The following is a 17813-nucleotide window of genomic DNA, read 5'->3' on the forward strand; positions in this document are numbered from 1 at the left end:
TTATATAATAGTAGAATAAACACAATAAACCTATGTGCACTGTGACCCTAACTGAGGAGTACATATATACCCAGATTGGTGAGCCTCTTTGAAATTGCCAGAACGGTTCTTCACATTGGACTCGTGTCGTATAGTGTCGCCGCGCTTGGTGAAGCCAAGAAATCCATGGTCGATAAGAAAAACCGGATGACAGATGAGGAATATCTAAACGGGGTAGCTCTTTCCCAGCTCTTGCCCGGAGCACCTGCTGTAAATCCGAATTCATACATTGGCTATGAAAGGTTTTTCCGGGAGCTTAGTTGCCACGGTTTTTTTCGTAATTCCTTGTTTTATACTCATGGTCATTCTTACCCACCTTTATCTGAACTATAACGACATTCCCTTAGTAACCGCGTTGTTTAAGGGTGTAGGTGCCACAAGCCTAGTGTTTACTTTCCTGACTATTCACTTTTCCAATTGGAAAGCTTTGATGGATCAACTGTTTTGGATCATAATCTCCGGAGCATTGCTCTCACTCCTAATCTTTTAACACCACTAGCTCGTCTCGATTTAAGATATACAGTTAAAAAAAGCAAACAAAGTTAGAGTAATTGGGTGGTGAAATCAAGTGTACTGTGATCTTTTAATAAAGAATGGTTTTATTATTGATGGTTCAGGAAAGCCTGGATTCTATGGTGATCTAGCTGTATCTCAAGGAAAGATCATCAAAATATCGACCAAAATCGAATTCCAAGCTGAAAGAATCATTGATGCTTTTGGCTTAACGGTATGCCCTGGTTTTATCGACCCCCACGCGCATGAAGAGCTTACCGTTTTATCCAGTGGTAGGTTTGAAGAGTATTTACGTCAAGGAGTAACGACGACGATTAGCGGAAACTGTGGGCATTCCATAACTCCCTATTTTTCGGATAATATTTATAAGTATATGGTTAAAAAAGGGCTTATTTCAGTAAAGACAATGGAACAAAATAAGCGTGTGGGATTGGCCTGGGCGGATTTTCCCAGTTATACAGACGTTATCAGGAACAAAGGAACCAACTTGAATATGGGATTTCTCTTAGGGCATGGTACTTTAAGATGGAGTATTATAGGGGACACAAAACATAGGAAACCAACAGCACAAGAGGAAAGCAAAATTATTCATTTGGTTGAAGAGGGCATGGAGCAAGGGGCCTTAGGGATCTCAACCGGCCTGACCTATAGCCCCAGCAAATATGCTGAAACAGATGAAATCATAGAACTTGCCAAGGCAGTAAAAAAATACGATGGAATATACACATCCCATATTCGAAACTATCTGGGCACCTTGGAAGCCGTCCGGGAAGCTGTAACTATTGGCAAAGCAACAGGCATACGAGTACAGGTTTCCCATCTGACGCCGAATTGTCCTGAGGGATTTGATGAAATATTAGTTGCCAGGCAACAAGGCTTGGAAATCGCAGTTGATACTATCCCGAAGAGCAGTGGGCACTTCAGGAGAAAAGATCGGTTATTTCAGTATTTAACTACACGTGATTCCATCCTGACTTCCGAAGAAAGACGTAAATTAGTAAAAAGAATACGCTTTAAAGAGCACCTCACGGTTATCAATACCGGTGATCCGTCCATGGAAACTCGAACCTTAAAGGAACTTGCCTTAGAGGGTAAGATGAGCGTTAATGAACTAATCCTCGATCTATTAGAAAATGATCGTCATGAACTGACCTTCTGTCAAGGAGGACTTATCCGACAGGATTTCCCAGGAACGCCTTATCCTAATAGCATAGCCCAAAATCCACTGGTGATGGTTGGTTCGGATAGAGTATCCGGGGAATTCGACGACCCTTATGCCTGGTATGAATTATTTAGAAAAGGTTCATTTCCGCTATTTATTAGTTTATGCCGACAAAACGGGGTGAGATTAGAAGAGATTATCCGAAGGATTACTTCCTTACCGGCACAACAATTCCGGTTGAGTAACAGAGGTACGCTCTCTACGGGAAAGTCAGCCGATATCACCATCATCGATATGGATAATTACTCTTATCCCTTCGACCCAGAAATAGACTATAAAAACCCCTTTACTATGGCTAAAGGGGTTAAGTATACGATCATCAATGGCAAAGCAGCCTTGGATGATGGAATAATAAAACAAATAAATTCTGGCCAATTATTATCAAGAAATGGCAAAGTTTTATGAAGAATACTAATGCTATTATAATAGCATTAGGTATTTAAGGTTCTAAACCAGCTTTAAATAAATCTGTATAGACTCTTTTTCCACCTATAGCCCTACTCTCAAATAAAACAACTTCCTTTACTAGGAATTCACCCAGCATCGCAGATTGAACAACAGAAATATCTATATTGTCAAAATTGGGACGAGAGGCCATGGTTACATGCGGTTTAAATTGCCGTTCTTCCAACTCAAAGCTCTTGTTTCTGAGTTCACTATGCAGTTCATCCCTTAGTCTATTTAGTTCAGTTAAACTTCCATTTACCGCGGTCCACAAAGTATGAGGCCGTTCAAAAGAAGGAAATGCCCCTAATCCGACTATATTTAAATTAAAGGGTTTATAGTTACTCGCGACTCTAGAAAGTGTTTCAGTAAGTGCTGGAATCCTACTGACATCTAATTCCCCTAAAAACTCCAGGGTTATATGAAAATTATCTAGTGATTTGAAGGACCCATTAACCCCGAGAAGTCTTAGCTCTGACTGAAATTTAAGCAGGGCTTGTTTAATTTCAGCTGGCAAATCCAGTCCAACGAATAATCTCATACGGTATTCTCCTTGTACTTTAGTTCAATCGACCAACCTTATTATTTAATAATGCCAGAAACTCTTTCTTTTTATCATGGTTCTCAAATATTCTCGTCGGAATAATGTGTGCTGAATCAGCATTTACATAGATAAAGATATGTTCTTTGTCTTCAACAATATTTTCTACGGCATTGAACTGTGTCCTTGCTTCACTGTGTTGACTATTATCAACAATTTCAGTTTCAGATATGGTCAAATTATGAGTTCCAACCACACTATGGTTTTTTCCCTCAGCAAGCATCTTTGAGATTTTCCTTGAAACGATCTTCCTTATACGTTTTGGGTAAAATGCAACCCAGTATATGTACAAGAGAATAAATACAGCTAACCAGTATCCTAGCGGCATATTCGTAAAATTCCTAATTATGAAAGGTAAGATTAAAAAAGATAACGAAAAAATATACCGTTGTAAAAAAAACGACCGCCTCGCTAATTTAGAATAGGTAATATGGAAGATATTAAAATCAATGAGATCCTGTTTATTTAATTCGTACTTAAAATTCACATCGTTTCTCCTCGCTGAAAATCATTTCAGTTTCTTCTTATACCCCTTATGCGTGTCAGGATTATATCCTGCGGATTCGTAAAATTTACAAGCATCAATTCTATTAGTGTCTGTAACAAGAATTATTTGTGAGCAGCTTTTTTCGGTAGCTTGTTTTTCAAGCTCCGATATTAGTGCTTTCCCAACCCCATGATTTCTATATTTATTATCAACGATCATATTTTCCAGTACCATAAAAGGTTTGCAACCTCCATACAGCTCCCCACAGATAATTCCCATTACAGAACCTATTAGCTGATTGTTTTCTACGGCACTAAGCAATAAATATGAATCATCCTCAAGAAACTTGCTGAAATTTTCATACATACTTTCAACAGAAGACTCTTCATTCCAAAATTGCTTGTACAGCACTGCAATTTGAGGAATATCTTCTGCAATCATGTCTCGAATTATCATTTTTTCAACCTCCACCTTAAGTTTACCTATTTTATCTTTTTTTTCATTCTCTCCATATAATGTTCATTAAATATATTATAGACATTGGACATCATACAATCTATAATATATTTATACAACGCATTATAAGAGAGGTGTTTATAGAATGAATAGTGATGCAGTAACCAAGACTTCACCACACCGCGCATTGTTTCATGCGCTGGGATTGACCAATGAGGAAATAGAACGTCCCTTAATCGGCATCGTAAGTTCTCAAAACGATATTGTCCCAGGGCATATGAATCTCGATAAGATTGTAGACGCAGTAAAATTGGGTGTAGCCATGGCTGGAGGAACTCCTCTTGTTTTCCCTGCGATTGCTGTATGTGACGGCCTGGCGATGGGACATCAGGGGATGAAGTATTCTCTTGTCACCAGAGAATTGATTGCTGACTCTACTGAAGCCATGACACTAGCTCATGCCTTTGATGCACTGGTTATGGTTCCAAACTGTGACAAAAATGTTCCTGGATTGTTAATGGCTGCAGCAAGATTAAACGTTCCAACCATATTCGTCAGTGGCGGGCCGATGCTTGCAGGCAAAGTGGATGGGCAAAAGGTTAGCTTTTCCAGTGTTTCAGAAGCAGTCAGCCAATTTCAGGCAGGAAAAATCACTAAAGAAAAATTACAAGAATTTGAAAATAAAGGGTGTCCAACCTGTGGTTCCTGTTCAGGCATGTATACAGCCAATAGTATGAACTGCCTTACAGAAGTGTTGGGAATGGGGTTGCAAGGAAATGGAACTATCCCTGCGGTTTATTCTTCTCGTATTCAGCTTGCAAAGCGCGCGGGTATGCAGATTATGGAGTTACTGAAAAAGAATATCCTGCCAAGAGATATTATGACTAAGGATGCCTTTGAAAATGCTTTGACCTTAGATATGGCCTTGGGTTGCAGTACCAACAGCATGTTGCATCTTCCTGCGATTGCACACGAATGCGGTATTGAATTAAATCTTGAAATCGCTAATGAAATCAGTGACAAAACTCCTAATCTGTGCCACCTCGCGCCTGCCGGGCATAACTTTGTAGAGGAGCTCGATGAAGCTGGCGGCATTTACGCGGTTATGAATGAAGTCAATAAATTAGGTTTGCTTAAAACAGATTTAATAACCTGCTCAGGTAAAACTGTAGGAGAAAACATCGCAGGTTGTCTGAATAAAAACACTGAGGTAATCAGGCCTGTCGAAAATCCCTACAGTACAACAGGTGGGATTGCTGTATTAAAGGGAAACCTGGCTCCTGATTCCTGCGTTGTCAAGCGTTCCGCCGTAGCCCCAGAAATGCTTAAACACGAAGGCCCGGCAAAAGTATTTGACTGCGAAGAAGATGCCATGCAAGCAATTACTTCAGGCGAAATCATAGCAGGAGATGTTATTGTAATCCGGTATGAAGGCCCTAAAGGCGGACCAGGCATGCGAGAAATGTTAAATCCCACTTCGGCTATTATGGGATCAGGACTTGGAGGAAGCGTCGCACTGATTACCGATGGGCGATTCAGTGGTGCTACCAGAGGCGCAGCAATCGGTCATGTTTCTCCTGAAGCAGCGGTAGGCGGAAATATCGCCTTGATAGAAAACGGAGACATTATCCAAATTGACATTATGGCAAATGAAATCAATTTTGTTATAAGTGACGAAGAACTAGAAAAACGAAGAACAAATTGGAAGCCAAGGAAACCAAAAATTGTAACGGGATACCTTTCAAGATATGCCGCCCTGGTAACGTCAGGAAACAGAGGCGCAATTTTAGAAATCCAGCAATAGTATACAAGCCAAAAGCAGCCAGCAACCGCATTCGAGTTTCGCTGGTTGCTTTTTTTTAGGGAAATTTGACGATTCTCTTAACAACCAGCTTAACTTAACGATAAATTCTCTTCCATAATTTCTTTTTGCACTTTCTTACTTAGTTTTCCTACAACTAATTCATAAGACATATCTATCATTTGTTTTAAGATATCATCGGGCACATCGCCATCTAAATACAAAGAGTTCCAGTGTTCTTTGTTCATATAATAGCCTGCAACTATATGTTGATAATTTTCTCGCAGGGATTGCGTAAATAGGGGATCGCATTTCAAGGTAATAATCGCTTTTTTATCTTTATCTCCACCTTGCATAGCAAACATTTTTCCACCAATGAGATATCTTGCCGCATCCCATTCCACCTTGAAATCCTTTTGTGATCCTTTTTTAGAAAGACAATACTCGTCAAGCCATTCATATTTCATTTTAAAATTGCTCCATTTCACTTAATCTCGATAACTTTTGAGCATAGATGAACATGTCTGTCGTGCAGCTACCGTCACTTTCAGGGTATAAATCTCGCTGAAGCTGCAGTATCCTTAAATTGTTCTTCCCTAGTGTTTTCCGAATAAAGTCTTCCGAGTAATAGTTGAAGAATATGTAATCGTCAGGACTAAAACTAGTTGTTTCAAAACCCGATTTTACTCCCTCCATACAACTCAAATATAAGAAGCCATCCCTGCTTAATACTGCACTTGTATCATTAACAAGTTTCTCAGCTTCCTCATTTAATAAATGGGGTAAACAGAATGATAATATAACTGCATCGTATACCTCATCATTTAAATTCAGGTCTCTGATATCTCCAACCAAGAAGTTTACCTTTGGAGATACGACGTTTGCTCGCGCACGATTAATCATCTCTCCTGAAAGATCGATGCCTAAGATCTCTAAGTCTTTATTTGATTCGATCAAGAGCTTTGCAGCATTTCCAGGACCACATCCTACATCTAAAATCTTTGCACCAGGCAATAAAATATCGCAGAACCCCTTTAATTTACTCTTATAACTCTCGAAATCCATGAACTTACTTTGATATGAATCCGCATGTTTATCGTATGTTTCTATTGTCTTCAGCGTTTTATCCAAATCCAATCATCCTTTTTTTCCTTTAGAAGAGTTACCATACTAGATGGCATAATCATCTGAAGAAACTCACTTGACTTGGTGTCCGGTAAAAAAATAGGATCTGCCTACTTATCCCTCACTCATAAATTTGCTAAAAGCTTTGCAAACTTTTTATCTGAGAGAATTTCATTTGTTACAAATTCTCCGTTATAAAATAAACTATAGGTTGTAAATGGGGCAGGTGCATTTTGGGCCTGTTCAGTCGTTTGATACTTTACCACTCGAAAGGCTATCCCCTTGCTCTCTGCTGTCTCCACAATTAAGGAAACATATTTTTCAGTAAAGGGACACTGATTACTGTAAAATAATACAAAACCCTGTTCATCTATTTTCGCATCTTTTGCACAAGACTTAAAGCATGGCTTCTCAATATCTTCTTCAAAAGGAAGATACATAAGTTCATAGTAAGGTAACGCAGTATCCGCTAACAAAAAGCCTTTATATTTTAAGTATTTGGGGTCTGACAAAAAGGTCATTTTACTTTTTGAAGAAAGAACTGCTAATCCCTTCTTTCCTTTTCTTTTGCTGTCGTCAATACACTCATTTAGAAGTTCATTGGAGATTCCTTGACCCTTGTATTGGCCTGAAACCCATAAACAATTAATGAACATATACCCTTCAGCGTTTATGGGACACCAAGCTTTTTCAGCAGGTATATATTCAATAAAGACTTTTCCTCTGACATCGCCTTTTTTAAATACAAGGCCATCTGCAAAACGTTCTGCCATCCATAATTTTTTCGACATAACTTGACAATCCTTGTTATCTGAAATAGCACAGCAAATATGTTCTTCCTCAAGGTTATCCTTAGTAATTGTAATGATGTTCATCAACATTCCTCCTCGCATACGCTTTATATGGCCTGTTGGACTCAAGCATACAAATAAATTGGAATTACTGCAAACTCATTATTATATAGTTTCGCCCACTGACGGCAGCATTGGTTCATACATCATGATTGCGTGATTCTCTGTGATGAATTCATCACCTATTTGCTTGTTGTCAGCGTCAAGAACCTTTCGCCTAATTGCATTATGACGTATGTAACCCCCCCACCATTCATGAGTAATCAGATGGTCACTTTCATAAACCTCATATTTTCGAGTCATCAACTGCTCGCTTCTCCATTCTCCATGTAGTTCTGAGTCGCTTATCCAAAGCAAAAGTTGATAGTTTTGTGAAGTATTATTTCTAATTTGTAAGTCAACATAATTGTAAACAACAGTTGCCCCGCTTCCGAATGGTTGTGTCCGGTTACTATCAGGAAAAACGTCATGTGTATGGCGCCACCGTTCTGTGACGGTTAACGGTGTGTGAATTGCGATCCAATATATGAGATTAGAAAGTTGACAAAGGCCACCTCCCACCCCCGGACAAAATGATCCGTTTGTTAGAACCATCCCTTTCTTAAATCCTTTTGCCTTTGAAGGTTTACCAACTAGACGCCAGAGAGAAAATGTTTCACCTGGCTTTAATATTAAACCATGTATTTTAACTGAAGCCAGTTTTAGATTAGTTACCTTGTTTTGCTGGAGCCACATATCTACATTTCGCAGGCGTCTATATAATGGAGTGCTATGGCTAGCGATAAGATAAGGCAGAGGAATTTCCTTGAAACAAGACGCATACTTAATGGATCTATGAAAAACCCACTGAAAATAGCGACGCCAAGTATAATACAACTTCCCAAGAAGCATACGTAAATCTGAACGTTTAACCGGACGCCTAGAGTGAAAAAGAGTATTGAACTCCAAGTCTACCCACTCCCCTCATCATCAAATGTTCGGTGTTAATAGCTCGTCTTGACTACTCTTTTGCAAATCTCTTTAAGACAAAAGCGTTTACACCCTGTGCCATTGCTATCCCATGCCGAGGGCCTCTTGTAAATATAATAACCCCAGAATAAATCCGGGGTAGCTTCTTCACGTCCCAACCGCTTGATGCAAGCGGTATTCCCCAAAGATTACGAAATTATAGATCAGTGGATGACTTATCCAACCTGGATTCAATAACTATGGATAATACCAACATAGAAATTACTAAAATCAAAAGGATGGCGGAACGGTCATAGAACATCTTGAATAGTTCGACCGACCATCGATTTCTCCAATCGTCATCTGTTATTATCCAATAAGCAATTTTATTGGATATCCCAATTCCATCATGCACACCAGGTAATAAACTGTGTGTGTAATTTTGAGCTAAGCTGATATTTGCCATTATTGAAACTAATGATAAAACAAGCATAGTCTTTGAAAATTTGAAGTTATCCGTTAGGCTTGATAAGTAGATAAATAGCCCAACAACAACGATAATAAGCACACTCACGAAAACCATTAGTACCTCCCCGTCCAAATTGCATTACAAAAGTATTCTCACTTCCAAAAAGCAACTCTATTTCGTTATATTCCTAGTAATCTGATATTCGATGTATTGAAACAATAAGTACGTTACTATACTGAAACTTGCAATTAACACCAGTAAAAAAATTACCCTAAGTTTTTCACTAACTCGTATCGTCGTTACTATCTTGTAAAACAGAAGTAATGGTACCACTAGATATATTGCTACTGCAATTGCTAAGCTCATACTCAACCAACATCAACCCCAACCACACTTCGTAAATTACAGTCCGAATTAAATACCTAAAACTATCCTAAATTAGAAATTCGACAAACATCTTACATGTCCTTCATTAAATTCAATTATTAACCTATACACCCAGAATCGAAATACATCTCCAGCTTATACATTAATTCGACTAGACTTCGGTGCTTTTTCAATAAATTTATGTGCCAGAGAAGACAAGACCTAGCTCACTCCAGCAATTCTAGCATTCTAAACATAACATATTGACATCGGAATCCAAATCGTAGTTGGCAAAATAAAAAAGCCCCCAATAGTGGAGGCTCCCAGCCGAAATTCCGTCTTGTTTAGACCGCCTATTCGGCTTTGATCTTACAATTTTGTAGCCTCATTGCTGCTCATCAAGCAAGCGCATCAACCGTTCTCGTTCCTCTTCTAAGTCCTCTCGTTCTGACACCATTCTTGGTTGCACTGAATGAAAGGGCCAGCGGGCTTTTAAGTCGGCTAACTTTTCCTCCACATCTTTTAGAAGCAGCATTAGCTTCTGCTGATCTTTACAGGGTTCTCTTTTATTGATCCATTGTCCTTTCTCATCCATTCGATCCCCTCTCCTCTGACGAAGTAAACGTAATTGCGCCATGCATACACGATTCCATACAAGCCTCACACTCAATACAAATTGCCGGGTCCACAACTGGCAGATGTGAAAAAATAGTGATCGCTTGAACAGGGCATGCATTAACACAGCGTTTACACCCTCGACACAGTTTTTCTAAGATGAACGCGGCCATCTATCTGCAACTCCTCTCATTAAGAGAAACACACGATTTCTCGCTTAGCAGCCTGCTCAGCCAAAGCCGCGAGGAGCTGAGTTTGGTGCTCCTTGGGACCCTTTATCTCCACTTGAGTCCATGACATTGACCGTTGTAAACCGCTGCTTTATTTGATTTCCCCCACATATTGGGCAACTCAGTTGGTCTTTTTCACTAATCGTACAAAAGATTGAAAACTTATGCCCACACGATTGGCACACCAAATCATAACTTGGCATTTGATTAAACCTCCCTTATTGACCCATTACTTAAATATAATATCGTGAATAATTTAGCCAATGTTACAATAGCTCATCCCTATATCACAGATTCTGCATTTACTATTTTACCCGGCCCCCATATACCCCCATACCGTATCACATTTATAATATATTCGCCTCTCGTTAATTTGTCAACCCTTTCGGCCTATCATTCTCTGTAATCATTTTAAATGTAACTGTGTAAATTATTGATATGTTCGTGATCACCCTGACCGCAATCCTGCATTTAATGTTGCCATTACGACATCGTTCCATCCATGGTGTTACTGAACATTATGAATGGAAAATTCTTGTCAATACCTTTAAATCTGTGTAAAACATTCTGATTGATAGTCAAAAACAAGACACTTAAAATCTTTACCTTGTATTATAATGATGCTATCAAATCAAAGGAGAGATCAGTCATGTGCGACGAAAATTTAAGGACACGTTTAAGGACACGTCTAAAAACATTGTCTGAAGAGCTTAAAGAGTTAGAAGAAGAACAAAGCTATGTCCTAAAGCAAACCGGATTGCATCTTCCTGGACATACTGTAAGGCGATATGAAGCCGAAGTTCAAACCTTAAAAACATCTATTGCTGAGATAATTGCAGAATTAGAACTTCGCAAATAACCATTAGCCTCAGAATTAATAAAGTGGGCGCAGCAAGATTGAGTTTCGCTACGCCCACTTTATTGATTTTACAATACTAGATGGAGTTGAAATAACTGCAAAATTGGTCGCTCCAACCCCTTAAGAATAAACAAGTATAAAAGACTATAAATCACGCTAACTTCTCACTGCCCGCCTTAATCTGCTCTGCCAAACTACGCGCGATATGATCAAAGTCAGAGGATTGATAATCCTCTATTTTACCTGCATCTGACAGTGTAGCTAAAACCGGATCAAGGGGAAGCGCTCCTAAGAAAGGAATAGAAGAACGCTTAGCTTCTTCCTCCCCTTGAGGCTTCCCAAAGACTTCTATCTTTTTACTGCAATCCGGGCATTGGACATAAGCCATGTTTTCAACTAATCCATAAATTGGCGGTTCATAGTTTCTTACCATTTTGATAGCTTTTCTTACCACCATATTGGCCAAAGCCTGTGGGCTTGTTACCATCACAACCCCATTGATCGGCAAGGATTGGAATATTGTGATCGCTACATCCCCTGTCCCAGGAGGCATATCAATTAATAAATAATCCAGTTCTCCCCAGATTACATCCTTCCAAAACTGATTGACGACTTGAGTAATCAATGGTCCACGTAAGATTACAGGATCATCTTCATTTTCAATCATAAGATTAAGTGACATAACTTTAATTCCGCCACGACTGGTAGGTGCAATAATCCCTCCTTGGCTGGCTCCAGCTCTTTCCTTAATTCCAAAAATTTTAGGAATGCTTGGACCGGTTATGTCCGAGTCTAAAATCCCTACTTTAAATCCTTGGCGCATGAGACTTACGGCTAACATACCTGTTACAGAGGATTTACCAACCCCGCCTTTGCCACTCATGACTGCAATAACTTTCTTAACATTACTGGCTTTCTGAGCCTTGGTTAATTCGGGCGCACTAGAACAACTTTCTGTGTTACATGAGCCTGCAGCAGCACAGCTATTACATGATTCGCTCACTTTACTACCTCCAATTCTAAAATAAAAACTATTTACCCTTACATGGATGAGTAACCAAAATTCATCTTACTCTCCAAATTCTTTATTTGTCAAGGTTTGTCCACTTAGGTGTTAATCCCGCAGGAAATCTTTTTGAGCATATAATTTAACGTGTATAAAAACAAGTTTAAAGCCGATCAGAAGTTGAATAGATTATTCTTAGTGGTGACCGTGTCCATGCTCATGATCATGATCGTGTGCGCAAACAGAGCCAGTACTGACGACCTTACCTAATGCATAACGATTTGCGACATCAACTACTTTTCCAGAAGCACCCGAAACGACTTCGAGCCCCACTGCATTAAGACCATTGATCATGCCTCCACCGATACCACCACAAACAAGAGCTTCGACGCCTTTACTCTTGAACATATTGGCAAGACCTTCATGCTGATGCTGTAGACCCGTAGAACTGAGTAATTCTACAAAACGAGCTTCAGTTCCCTCAATCTCAAACACCGTAAAACCTGCTGCCCGTCCAAAATGCGCGTCTAAATCCTCACCATTTGTTGGAATTGCAATTTTCTTTGACATAAATAGCCCTCCTAATCATTATTTACGTCACTCTAAGCCTGTCTGTAGCAGATTTAGAGGAACGTTTGAATCTGTTCTAGTCAATTCAATGTCTCGACTTAATTCAGCTGAACTAATTAATCTACTTTCCAGGCTTTGATTGCTTCTAGGAGTGTCCTCCACAGCAACCGGGCTTGCTATGCCCATCGTGATGCCGACTACTGCAAGTATGTTTACTTCCGTTTCCAAGTTTCATTTTTTTCATGCTTCCACACTCTGGACATGCGATTTCATAGCCGTGTTTACCTCCAGTCTCACATGGTTCAACTTCCCAGACATGCCTGCATCCAACACATTCGAAGACACGATTTTTCATCAAATAGTGGCCACCTCGAATGATTATAGGTCGGCCTTCTATTAAAGCAGAAGCAATCTTTGACCTGGCAGCACCTAAAATTCGCTGAAACGTAGCTCTGGAAACCCCCATGGACGCTGCACAATCGACTTGATCCAAACCAACCTTGTCTTTAAGACGAATGGCCTCTAATTCCTCAAGCTTAATTATTATCTCTTCCAAACAAGATTGTCCAAGAGGAATAAAAGTTTGGCAAACTATTGCATCGTCTATCAGGCCACAACAACGTCGCCTTGGCATTAAATCAGCTCCTTTTGGGCATATGCTCAAATAAAGTATATCAAATATACTGAATAAAGCAATCAAAACTTAGACAAATACAAAAATTATTGGCAGTACCATTTTAATTCTATTATTTCACGGGTCTTTACTCTTATCCACTAGATATCTAATCAAACAAAAAACCGCCACCCAGTAAATGGTGACGGTGAAAGCCTTGTTTATTGATTAAGTTTCATAAGAGTCTCAATCGCGTTGTTCAAAACCTCTTGGCGATCTTCCCCTGAATCAATCGCATCAAGCAAACATGAACTTGCATAACGTTGTGCTATTATGACAGAAGTTTTATGTACTGCAGAGCGGACAGCTACAAGTTGTAATAAAATTTCTTCACAACTTTTCTCTTCCTCTATCATGCGTTCTACACCAGCTATGTGCCCACGAACAGTCTTTAGCCTTGTCAGGATTTTTTTTACTTCTTCAGGATCGACCTCTTTCAAATTGACACATTCCTTTCGCAAGTTAATTTAATCTTATCTTTTCAAACCTTTTAAATTAACTTGTCAGGTTCTTGCATACCATGGTTGCTGCCTAAACTAACTATGTACGATAAAGTTTAATGTATTTCTGATAACTTTTCAAGACACGATCCACATAATCCCGAGTTTCCTTGAAGGGAATATCCTCAAGGCGAATATTTTCAGGGTCAATCTGACCTGAATTGATCCATTCTTGTACACGTCCTCTACCGCCATTATAGGCTGCAATTACTAAAGGGCGGTTATTTGAAAACAATTTCTGCAGACTGGCAAGGTACCACGTTCCATATTGAATGTTCTTCTCAGGATCGAGTAAATACTCCTCACTATATGCTTTATCTCCAATACTTTCTGCAATAGATTGCGCAGTACTGGGCATCAACTGCATTAACCCTTTAGCACCCTTGTGAGATTCAGATCGAGGAAGAAACTTACTTTCTTCTCGGATTACGGCAAGTACAAATAATGGATCGACCCCGTATTGTGCAGCATATTTTTCTACTACTGTCCGGTGTGGATAAGGATAGATTATCCTCTGCAAATCTGATATTTGCAATACACTATAAGCCCCAAGGATTGATAGAACAATAATAATACCAATTTTCCGGCCATTAATCCAATGCTTCAAAATCCTTTTAGCCATCCCATCTCCTTCTCACCTAGGAAAGGTCCTTATTTTAGTCTATTTTCATAGCATCGACTATTATGAGCAATAATCCCATTGTCTTAGTAGTAATTTTTGCCACACATCTTCAAGTTGACCTATCGTTTGACTCTCGCTCCCAGTATTGTCGATTATAACATCCGCGAGCTGACACTTTTCATCTAACGATCCTTGAGAAGCTATACGCGCTTCTACCTCGCTAAGACTCAGCTTGTCCCGCGCAAGAACGCGAGAAATTTGCAGGTTTCGTGGTATCCATACAACCCAAACTTCGTCCACAAACTTTTCAAAACCTGCTTCAAAAAGCAAAGGCACATCCCATACACAGATCTTAACTCCTGTATCTCTAAGTGCATCTCTCTCTTCGTTCATAGATTCTACAACGCGAGGGTGCACGATGCGCTCTAAGTGCTTTCGTGCATCCTCCTCCCTGAAAACCAGTTTCCCTAAACTGGAACGATCGATCTGTCCATTCTCATCTATAATATCTTTGCCGAACTCCTCGATTAATTTCAAAATGGTTGTCTGATCCGATTGCAATAAACGGTGCACCGTTTTGTCAGCATCTAACACTGGAACCCCCTGTTTTATAAACCACTGGGCTACTGTAGATTTACCGCTACCTATTCCACCCGTCAGTCCAATGTTCAACATTCTTTCTCACCTCAGATCAATTTTCCCAATCCGATCAAGATTAAAACAGCACCTGGCAAATATTCCGCTTTATTTGTCCAGTATACTGGAATTTTACCAGCCATTTGTTGACCTAGACGCAACATCATAATTTGGGTTAAAGCCACGATTCCGATAACCGATAACGTCATTCCCGCCATCGCGGCACCTATTCCACTAGCAAAAGCATCTACCGCCAGAGCACACCCCAACAATAAGCTTTCTCGTAGACTGATGACTCCCGAACCATCAACATCCGCAATATCAGGCGTCTTAAGTACTTGAATTACTAAGCCAAAAAACCGCAGTTGGAATCGGAACACTGGTTCCAAAGTTGGCTTTGGATGGGTCACAGCCATCGCGGGTACTGCTTCGGGAAAGACCTCCTCATTACGATTCCAGATAGCTTTCCCTAATTGAAAGATCCCTAAGACCAGTAAAATTGCAGCTCCTAATAAACGTGCCTGAATTAACTCAAGCCATAACGTTACCCAACCACCAAAAAGCATCGATATTCCCATTGCCAAAACTGTACACATTGCAATAGCAATAAGCGAATTTATGGGTATTCGAATGCGACGTAATCCATACGCCAATCCGACTCCAAATCCATCCAGACTTAAAGCCACTGCCATAAGCATAGCTACTCCCATAATATGTATCCCTCCATCTTGCGACTTCAGGATAATATATGGAGTCAAAGGCTATTTGGTGAAATCAATCATTTCCAGCAATCCATTCTTCTAAGGCACTATCTCTACGCAACTTTACTTTCTCACACTCTTCATGAAGCTTCATTGCCAATTCGTAATTTGTATCCGCCATAGCGAGCTCCGCCTCTAACGCTTGGAGGGTTTCTTCTAACTCTTCTATTTCCAGTTCAAGTTGCTTCATCCGCTTCTTTTCACGCGCCAAATTACGGCTTTCTTGCTTATCTTGGTTGCTTGGCTTTAAAGCCCGTTCGATGGGAGCAGCACTCATTTCTTCTTGTTGTTTATATTCCTTGAACCCTGTGTAATCTCCCTCAAAGAGCAACAGCCCCTGAGGTGTGAGTTCCGCAATTTTATTAACTACTTTATCTAAAAAATAACGATCATGGGAAACCACAAGTACGGTTCCTTCGTATTCTTGAAGAGCTTCTTCTAAAACCCCGCGGGTTTCAACATCAAGGTGATTTGTTGGTTCATCAAGCAAAAGTAAGTTTCCTTGCTCTAAGAAAAGCTTGCATAAAGCCAAACGGCTCTTTTCTCCCCCACTTAGCACGTTAATCAGCTTAAATACATCATCTTTTCTAAAACCATATCGAGCCAGTAGATTCCGGATCTCCGGGTCCTTTAATTTGGTGACATTCCGGATCTCATCCATTACCGTCCCTGACGTGCCTAAATTCTCATGTTCCTGTGAATAATAAGCAATTTTTACATTAGCGCCCAAACGGATGGTTCCCTTAAATGGAGCCTTTTGGAGAATAGCCTTGAGAAGCGTAGTTTTCCCAATTCCGTTTTTTCCCAGAAGGGCTACTTTGTCTCCCCGTCTCAAATCCAATTGCGCGTTTGAAAAAAGATTTCGGGCAGCAAACGAAATCGATAGATCTTCTATTGAAAGAACTCGATTTCCGCTTCGGCCTCCACTTCCCAGTGAAATAGAAAGTCCGTGATCCACCTTGGTAACCTGAATTGGCTTGAGCTTCTGAAGTTGACTTTCCCGTCCCCGCGCCTGCTTAGAATTGACTCCCGCCTTATTTCTGCGGACATAATCCTCAAGTTTAGCAATTTTATTTGCTAAGCGCTCTGCTTCTCGGCCTAATGTCTTTGCTTCTAAAATCTTCAATAATTCGTATTCGGAATAGTTACCGGTATACCCTTTTAGCTCACCGTTTTCCAGACAGAAAACTTGCGAAACTATACGATCTAAAAAGTATCTGTCGTGTGAAACAATCAGCAAGGCACCAGGATAATCTCGCAGGTATCCCTCCAGCCACTCCAGAGCCGCAATATCTAAATGATTCGTCGGTTCATCTAATATCAAGAGTTCGGGAGCGCGAAGCAAAAGCTTACATAAAGCTAACCGGGTCTTCTGCCCTCCGCTCAACCTAACAACTTGAGAATTGACCTCTGCTTCAAGTCCCAGGCCGGCCAAGATTCTCCTCACTAAGGCTTCCAAAGCGTAGCCACCCTGACGTTCAAAGGACTCGGTCAAGGCAGCATATTGTTCCATGACTTTCTCGCTCGGAGTCGAGGCCATCTTATCCTCTAACTCACGCAGTTGTTCCTGCATTTGTAATAAATCCGCTCGTTCTTGGATCACACATTCAAAGACGTTCCCTTCAGCCTCCACAATAGGAGTTTGAGGCAGGTACCCATAGGAACCCAGAATTTGGACCTCTCCACTCTCTAATCGCACATCTCCTAAGCAAGCCCGAATCAGAGTTGTTTTACCCGCTCCATTCGGGCCGACCAAGGCAGCCTTTTCTCCATTTTCTAAAGCAAAACTGATCCGCCGAAAAAGCGGTTCACCTGATATATCGACGCCGCAATCCCGGCTAAATAAAACACTCATTTTTCTCGCACCCGCTCCATTGCTATTAGTGACAGTCATTTTCTTTCGATTTACTATACCATACACATTGTTTTCTAACAAACTCTGATTGTGCTTCAAATACATTTACAATCAGTCTTCAAAATAATAGTAGCCCCCGGCCTAGGGCTACTATTAGACTATTT

22 protein-coding genes and 1 pseudogene are annotated in these 17813 nt (G+C 40.2%); 4 read left to right on the forward strand and 19 right to left on the reverse strand.

The window, feature by feature from the left end; translation table 11 throughout:
• The first annotated feature begins 123 nt into the window (after positions 1-123).
• Positions 124-529: pseudogene (locus LJE72_RS18330) on the forward strand (chromate transporter).
• Positions 530-607: 78 nt separating this feature from the next.
• Positions 608-2179, forward strand: coding sequence for an N-acyl-D-amino-acid deacylase family protein (locus LJE72_RS18335; RefSeq protein WP_229249443.1), 1572 nt, complete (start codon positions 608-610; stop codon positions 2177-2179).
• A gap of 34 nt (positions 2180-2213) precedes the next feature.
• Here the strand turns inward: LJE72_RS18335 and thpR are convergent, their stop codons facing one another.
• The 3 genes from thpR to LJE72_RS18350 all read right to left on the reverse strand — a co-directional run bounded on the left by thpR (position 2214) and on the right by LJE72_RS18350 (position 3762).
• Positions 2214-2759, reverse strand: a complete 546-nt coding sequence (gene thpR, locus LJE72_RS18340; RefSeq protein ID WP_229249444.1) for an RNA 2',3'-cyclic phosphodiesterase — start codon at positions 2757-2759, stop codon at positions 2214-2216.
• Positions 2760-2778: 19 nt separating this feature from the next.
• Positions 2779-3147 (reverse strand): YcxB family protein, encoded by a 369-nt coding sequence (locus tag LJE72_RS18345; RefSeq protein WP_229249445.1) that lies wholly within the window; start codon positions 3145-3147, stop codon positions 2779-2781.
• 180 nt (positions 3148-3327) lie between these two features.
• Complete coding sequence (locus LJE72_RS18350) at positions 3328-3762, reverse strand: GNAT family N-acetyltransferase (protein WP_229249446.1); 435 nt, start codon at positions 3760-3762, stop codon at positions 3328-3330.
• Positions 3763-3907: 145 nt separating this feature from the next.
• Here LJE72_RS18350 and ilvD point away from each other — a divergent pair, with 145 nt between their 5' ends.
• Complete coding sequence (gene ilvD, locus LJE72_RS18355; RefSeq protein WP_229249447.1) at positions 3908-5566, forward strand: dihydroxy-acid dehydratase; 1659 nt, start codon at positions 3908-3910, stop codon at positions 5564-5566.
• Between the two features lie 89 nt (positions 5567-5655).
• Here the strand turns inward: ilvD and LJE72_RS18360 are convergent, their stop codons facing one another.
• The 8 genes from LJE72_RS18360 to LJE72_RS18395 all read right to left on the reverse strand — a co-directional run bounded on the left by LJE72_RS18360 (position 5656) and on the right by LJE72_RS18395 (position 10370).
• Positions 5656-6030: an MmcQ/YjbR family DNA-binding protein gene (locus LJE72_RS18360; RefSeq protein WP_229249448.1), complete on the reverse strand. Its 375-nt coding sequence runs from the start codon at positions 6028-6030 to the stop codon at positions 5656-5658.
• A gap of 1 nt (position 6031) precedes the next feature.
• On the reverse strand, positions 6032-6694 hold the full coding sequence (locus LJE72_RS18365) for a class I SAM-dependent methyltransferase (RefSeq protein WP_229249449.1): 663 nt from the start codon (positions 6692-6694) through the stop codon (positions 6032-6034).
• 119 nt (positions 6695-6813) lie between these two features.
• Positions 6814-7563 (reverse strand): N-acetyltransferase, encoded by a 750-nt coding sequence (locus tag LJE72_RS18370; RefSeq protein WP_229249450.1) that lies wholly within the window; start codon positions 7561-7563, stop codon positions 6814-6816.
• An 81-nt stretch (positions 7564-7644) separates the two neighbouring features.
• Complete coding sequence (locus tag LJE72_RS18375; RefSeq protein ID WP_229249485.1) at positions 7645-8430, reverse strand: VanW family protein; 786 nt, start codon at positions 8428-8430, stop codon at positions 7645-7647.
• 274 nt (positions 8431-8704) lie between these two features.
• Positions 8705-9070 (reverse strand): hypothetical protein, encoded by a 366-nt coding sequence (locus LJE72_RS18380; protein ID WP_229249451.1) that lies wholly within the window; start codon positions 9068-9070, stop codon positions 8705-8707.
• A gap of 637 nt (positions 9071-9707) precedes the next feature.
• Positions 9708-9917, reverse strand: a complete 210-nt coding sequence (locus LJE72_RS18385; protein ID WP_229249452.1) for a hypothetical protein — start codon at positions 9915-9917, stop codon at positions 9708-9710.
• Complete coding sequence (locus LJE72_RS18390; protein WP_229249453.1) at positions 9910-10110, reverse strand: DUF362 domain-containing protein; 201 nt, start codon at positions 10108-10110, stop codon at positions 9910-9912. The genes LJE72_RS18385 and LJE72_RS18390 overlap by 8 nt, the downstream gene beginning before the upstream one ends.
• A 56-nt stretch (positions 10111-10166) precedes the next feature.
• Positions 10167-10370, reverse strand: a complete 204-nt coding sequence (locus LJE72_RS18395; protein ID WP_229249454.1) for an FmdB family zinc ribbon protein — start codon at positions 10368-10370, stop codon at positions 10167-10169.
• A gap of 446 nt (positions 10371-10816) precedes the next feature.
• Here LJE72_RS18395 and LJE72_RS18400 point away from each other — a divergent pair, with 446 nt between their 5' ends.
• Positions 10817-11026: a hypothetical protein gene (locus LJE72_RS18400; protein WP_229249455.1), complete on the forward strand. Its 210-nt coding sequence runs from the start codon at positions 10817-10819 to the stop codon at positions 11024-11026.
• Between the two features lie 151 nt (positions 11027-11177).
• Here LJE72_RS18400 and LJE72_RS18405 read toward each other — a convergent pair whose 3' ends face one another.
• The 8 genes from LJE72_RS18405 to LJE72_RS18440 form a co-directional block, all read right to left on the reverse strand.
• Positions 11178-12029 (reverse strand): Mrp/NBP35 family ATP-binding protein, encoded by an 852-nt coding sequence (locus LJE72_RS18405; RefSeq protein WP_229249456.1) that lies wholly within the window; start codon positions 12027-12029, stop codon positions 11178-11180.
• A 198-nt stretch (positions 12030-12227) separates the two neighbouring features.
• The gene (locus tag LJE72_RS18410; RefSeq protein WP_229249457.1) at positions 12228-12602 is read right to left on the reverse strand and encodes a NifB/NifX family molybdenum-iron cluster-binding protein; all 375 of its coding nucleotides are present in this window, start codon (positions 12600-12602) and stop codon (positions 12228-12230) included.
• A 145-nt stretch (positions 12603-12747) separates the two neighbouring features.
• Positions 12748-13236, reverse strand: coding sequence for a DUF134 domain-containing protein (locus tag LJE72_RS18415; RefSeq protein ID WP_229249458.1), 489 nt, complete (start codon positions 13234-13236; stop codon positions 12748-12750).
• Between the two features lie 200 nt (positions 13237-13436).
• Complete coding sequence (locus LJE72_RS18420; protein WP_229249459.1) at positions 13437-13715, reverse strand: metal-sensitive transcriptional regulator; 279 nt, start codon at positions 13713-13715, stop codon at positions 13437-13439.
• Between the two features lie 100 nt (positions 13716-13815).
• Positions 13816-14397, reverse strand: a complete 582-nt coding sequence (locus LJE72_RS18425) for a lytic transglycosylase domain-containing protein (RefSeq protein ID WP_229249460.1) — start codon at positions 14395-14397, stop codon at positions 13816-13818.
• A gap of 60 nt (positions 14398-14457) precedes the next feature.
• Complete coding sequence (gene coaE / locus LJE72_RS18430) at positions 14458-15072, reverse strand: dephospho-CoA kinase (RefSeq protein ID WP_229249461.1); 615 nt, start codon at positions 15070-15072, stop codon at positions 14458-14460.
• 11 nt (positions 15073-15083) lie between these two features.
• Positions 15084-15743, reverse strand: coding sequence for a sporulation membrane protein YtaF (gene ytaF / locus LJE72_RS18435; RefSeq protein ID WP_229249462.1), 660 nt, complete (start codon positions 15741-15743; stop codon positions 15084-15086).
• A 64-nt stretch (positions 15744-15807) separates the two neighbouring features.
• Positions 15808-17649: an ABC-F family ATP-binding cassette domain-containing protein gene (locus LJE72_RS18440; protein WP_229249464.1), complete on the reverse strand. Its 1842-nt coding sequence runs from the start codon at positions 17647-17649 to the stop codon at positions 15808-15810.
• Positions 17650-17813: the final 164 nt, after the last annotated feature.

The organism is Desulfosporosinus shakirovi (genome assembly GCF_020595055.1).
Classification (GTDB): domain Bacteria; phylum Bacillota; class Desulfitobacteriia; order Desulfitobacteriales; family Desulfitobacteriaceae; genus Desulfosporosinus; species Desulfosporosinus shakirovi.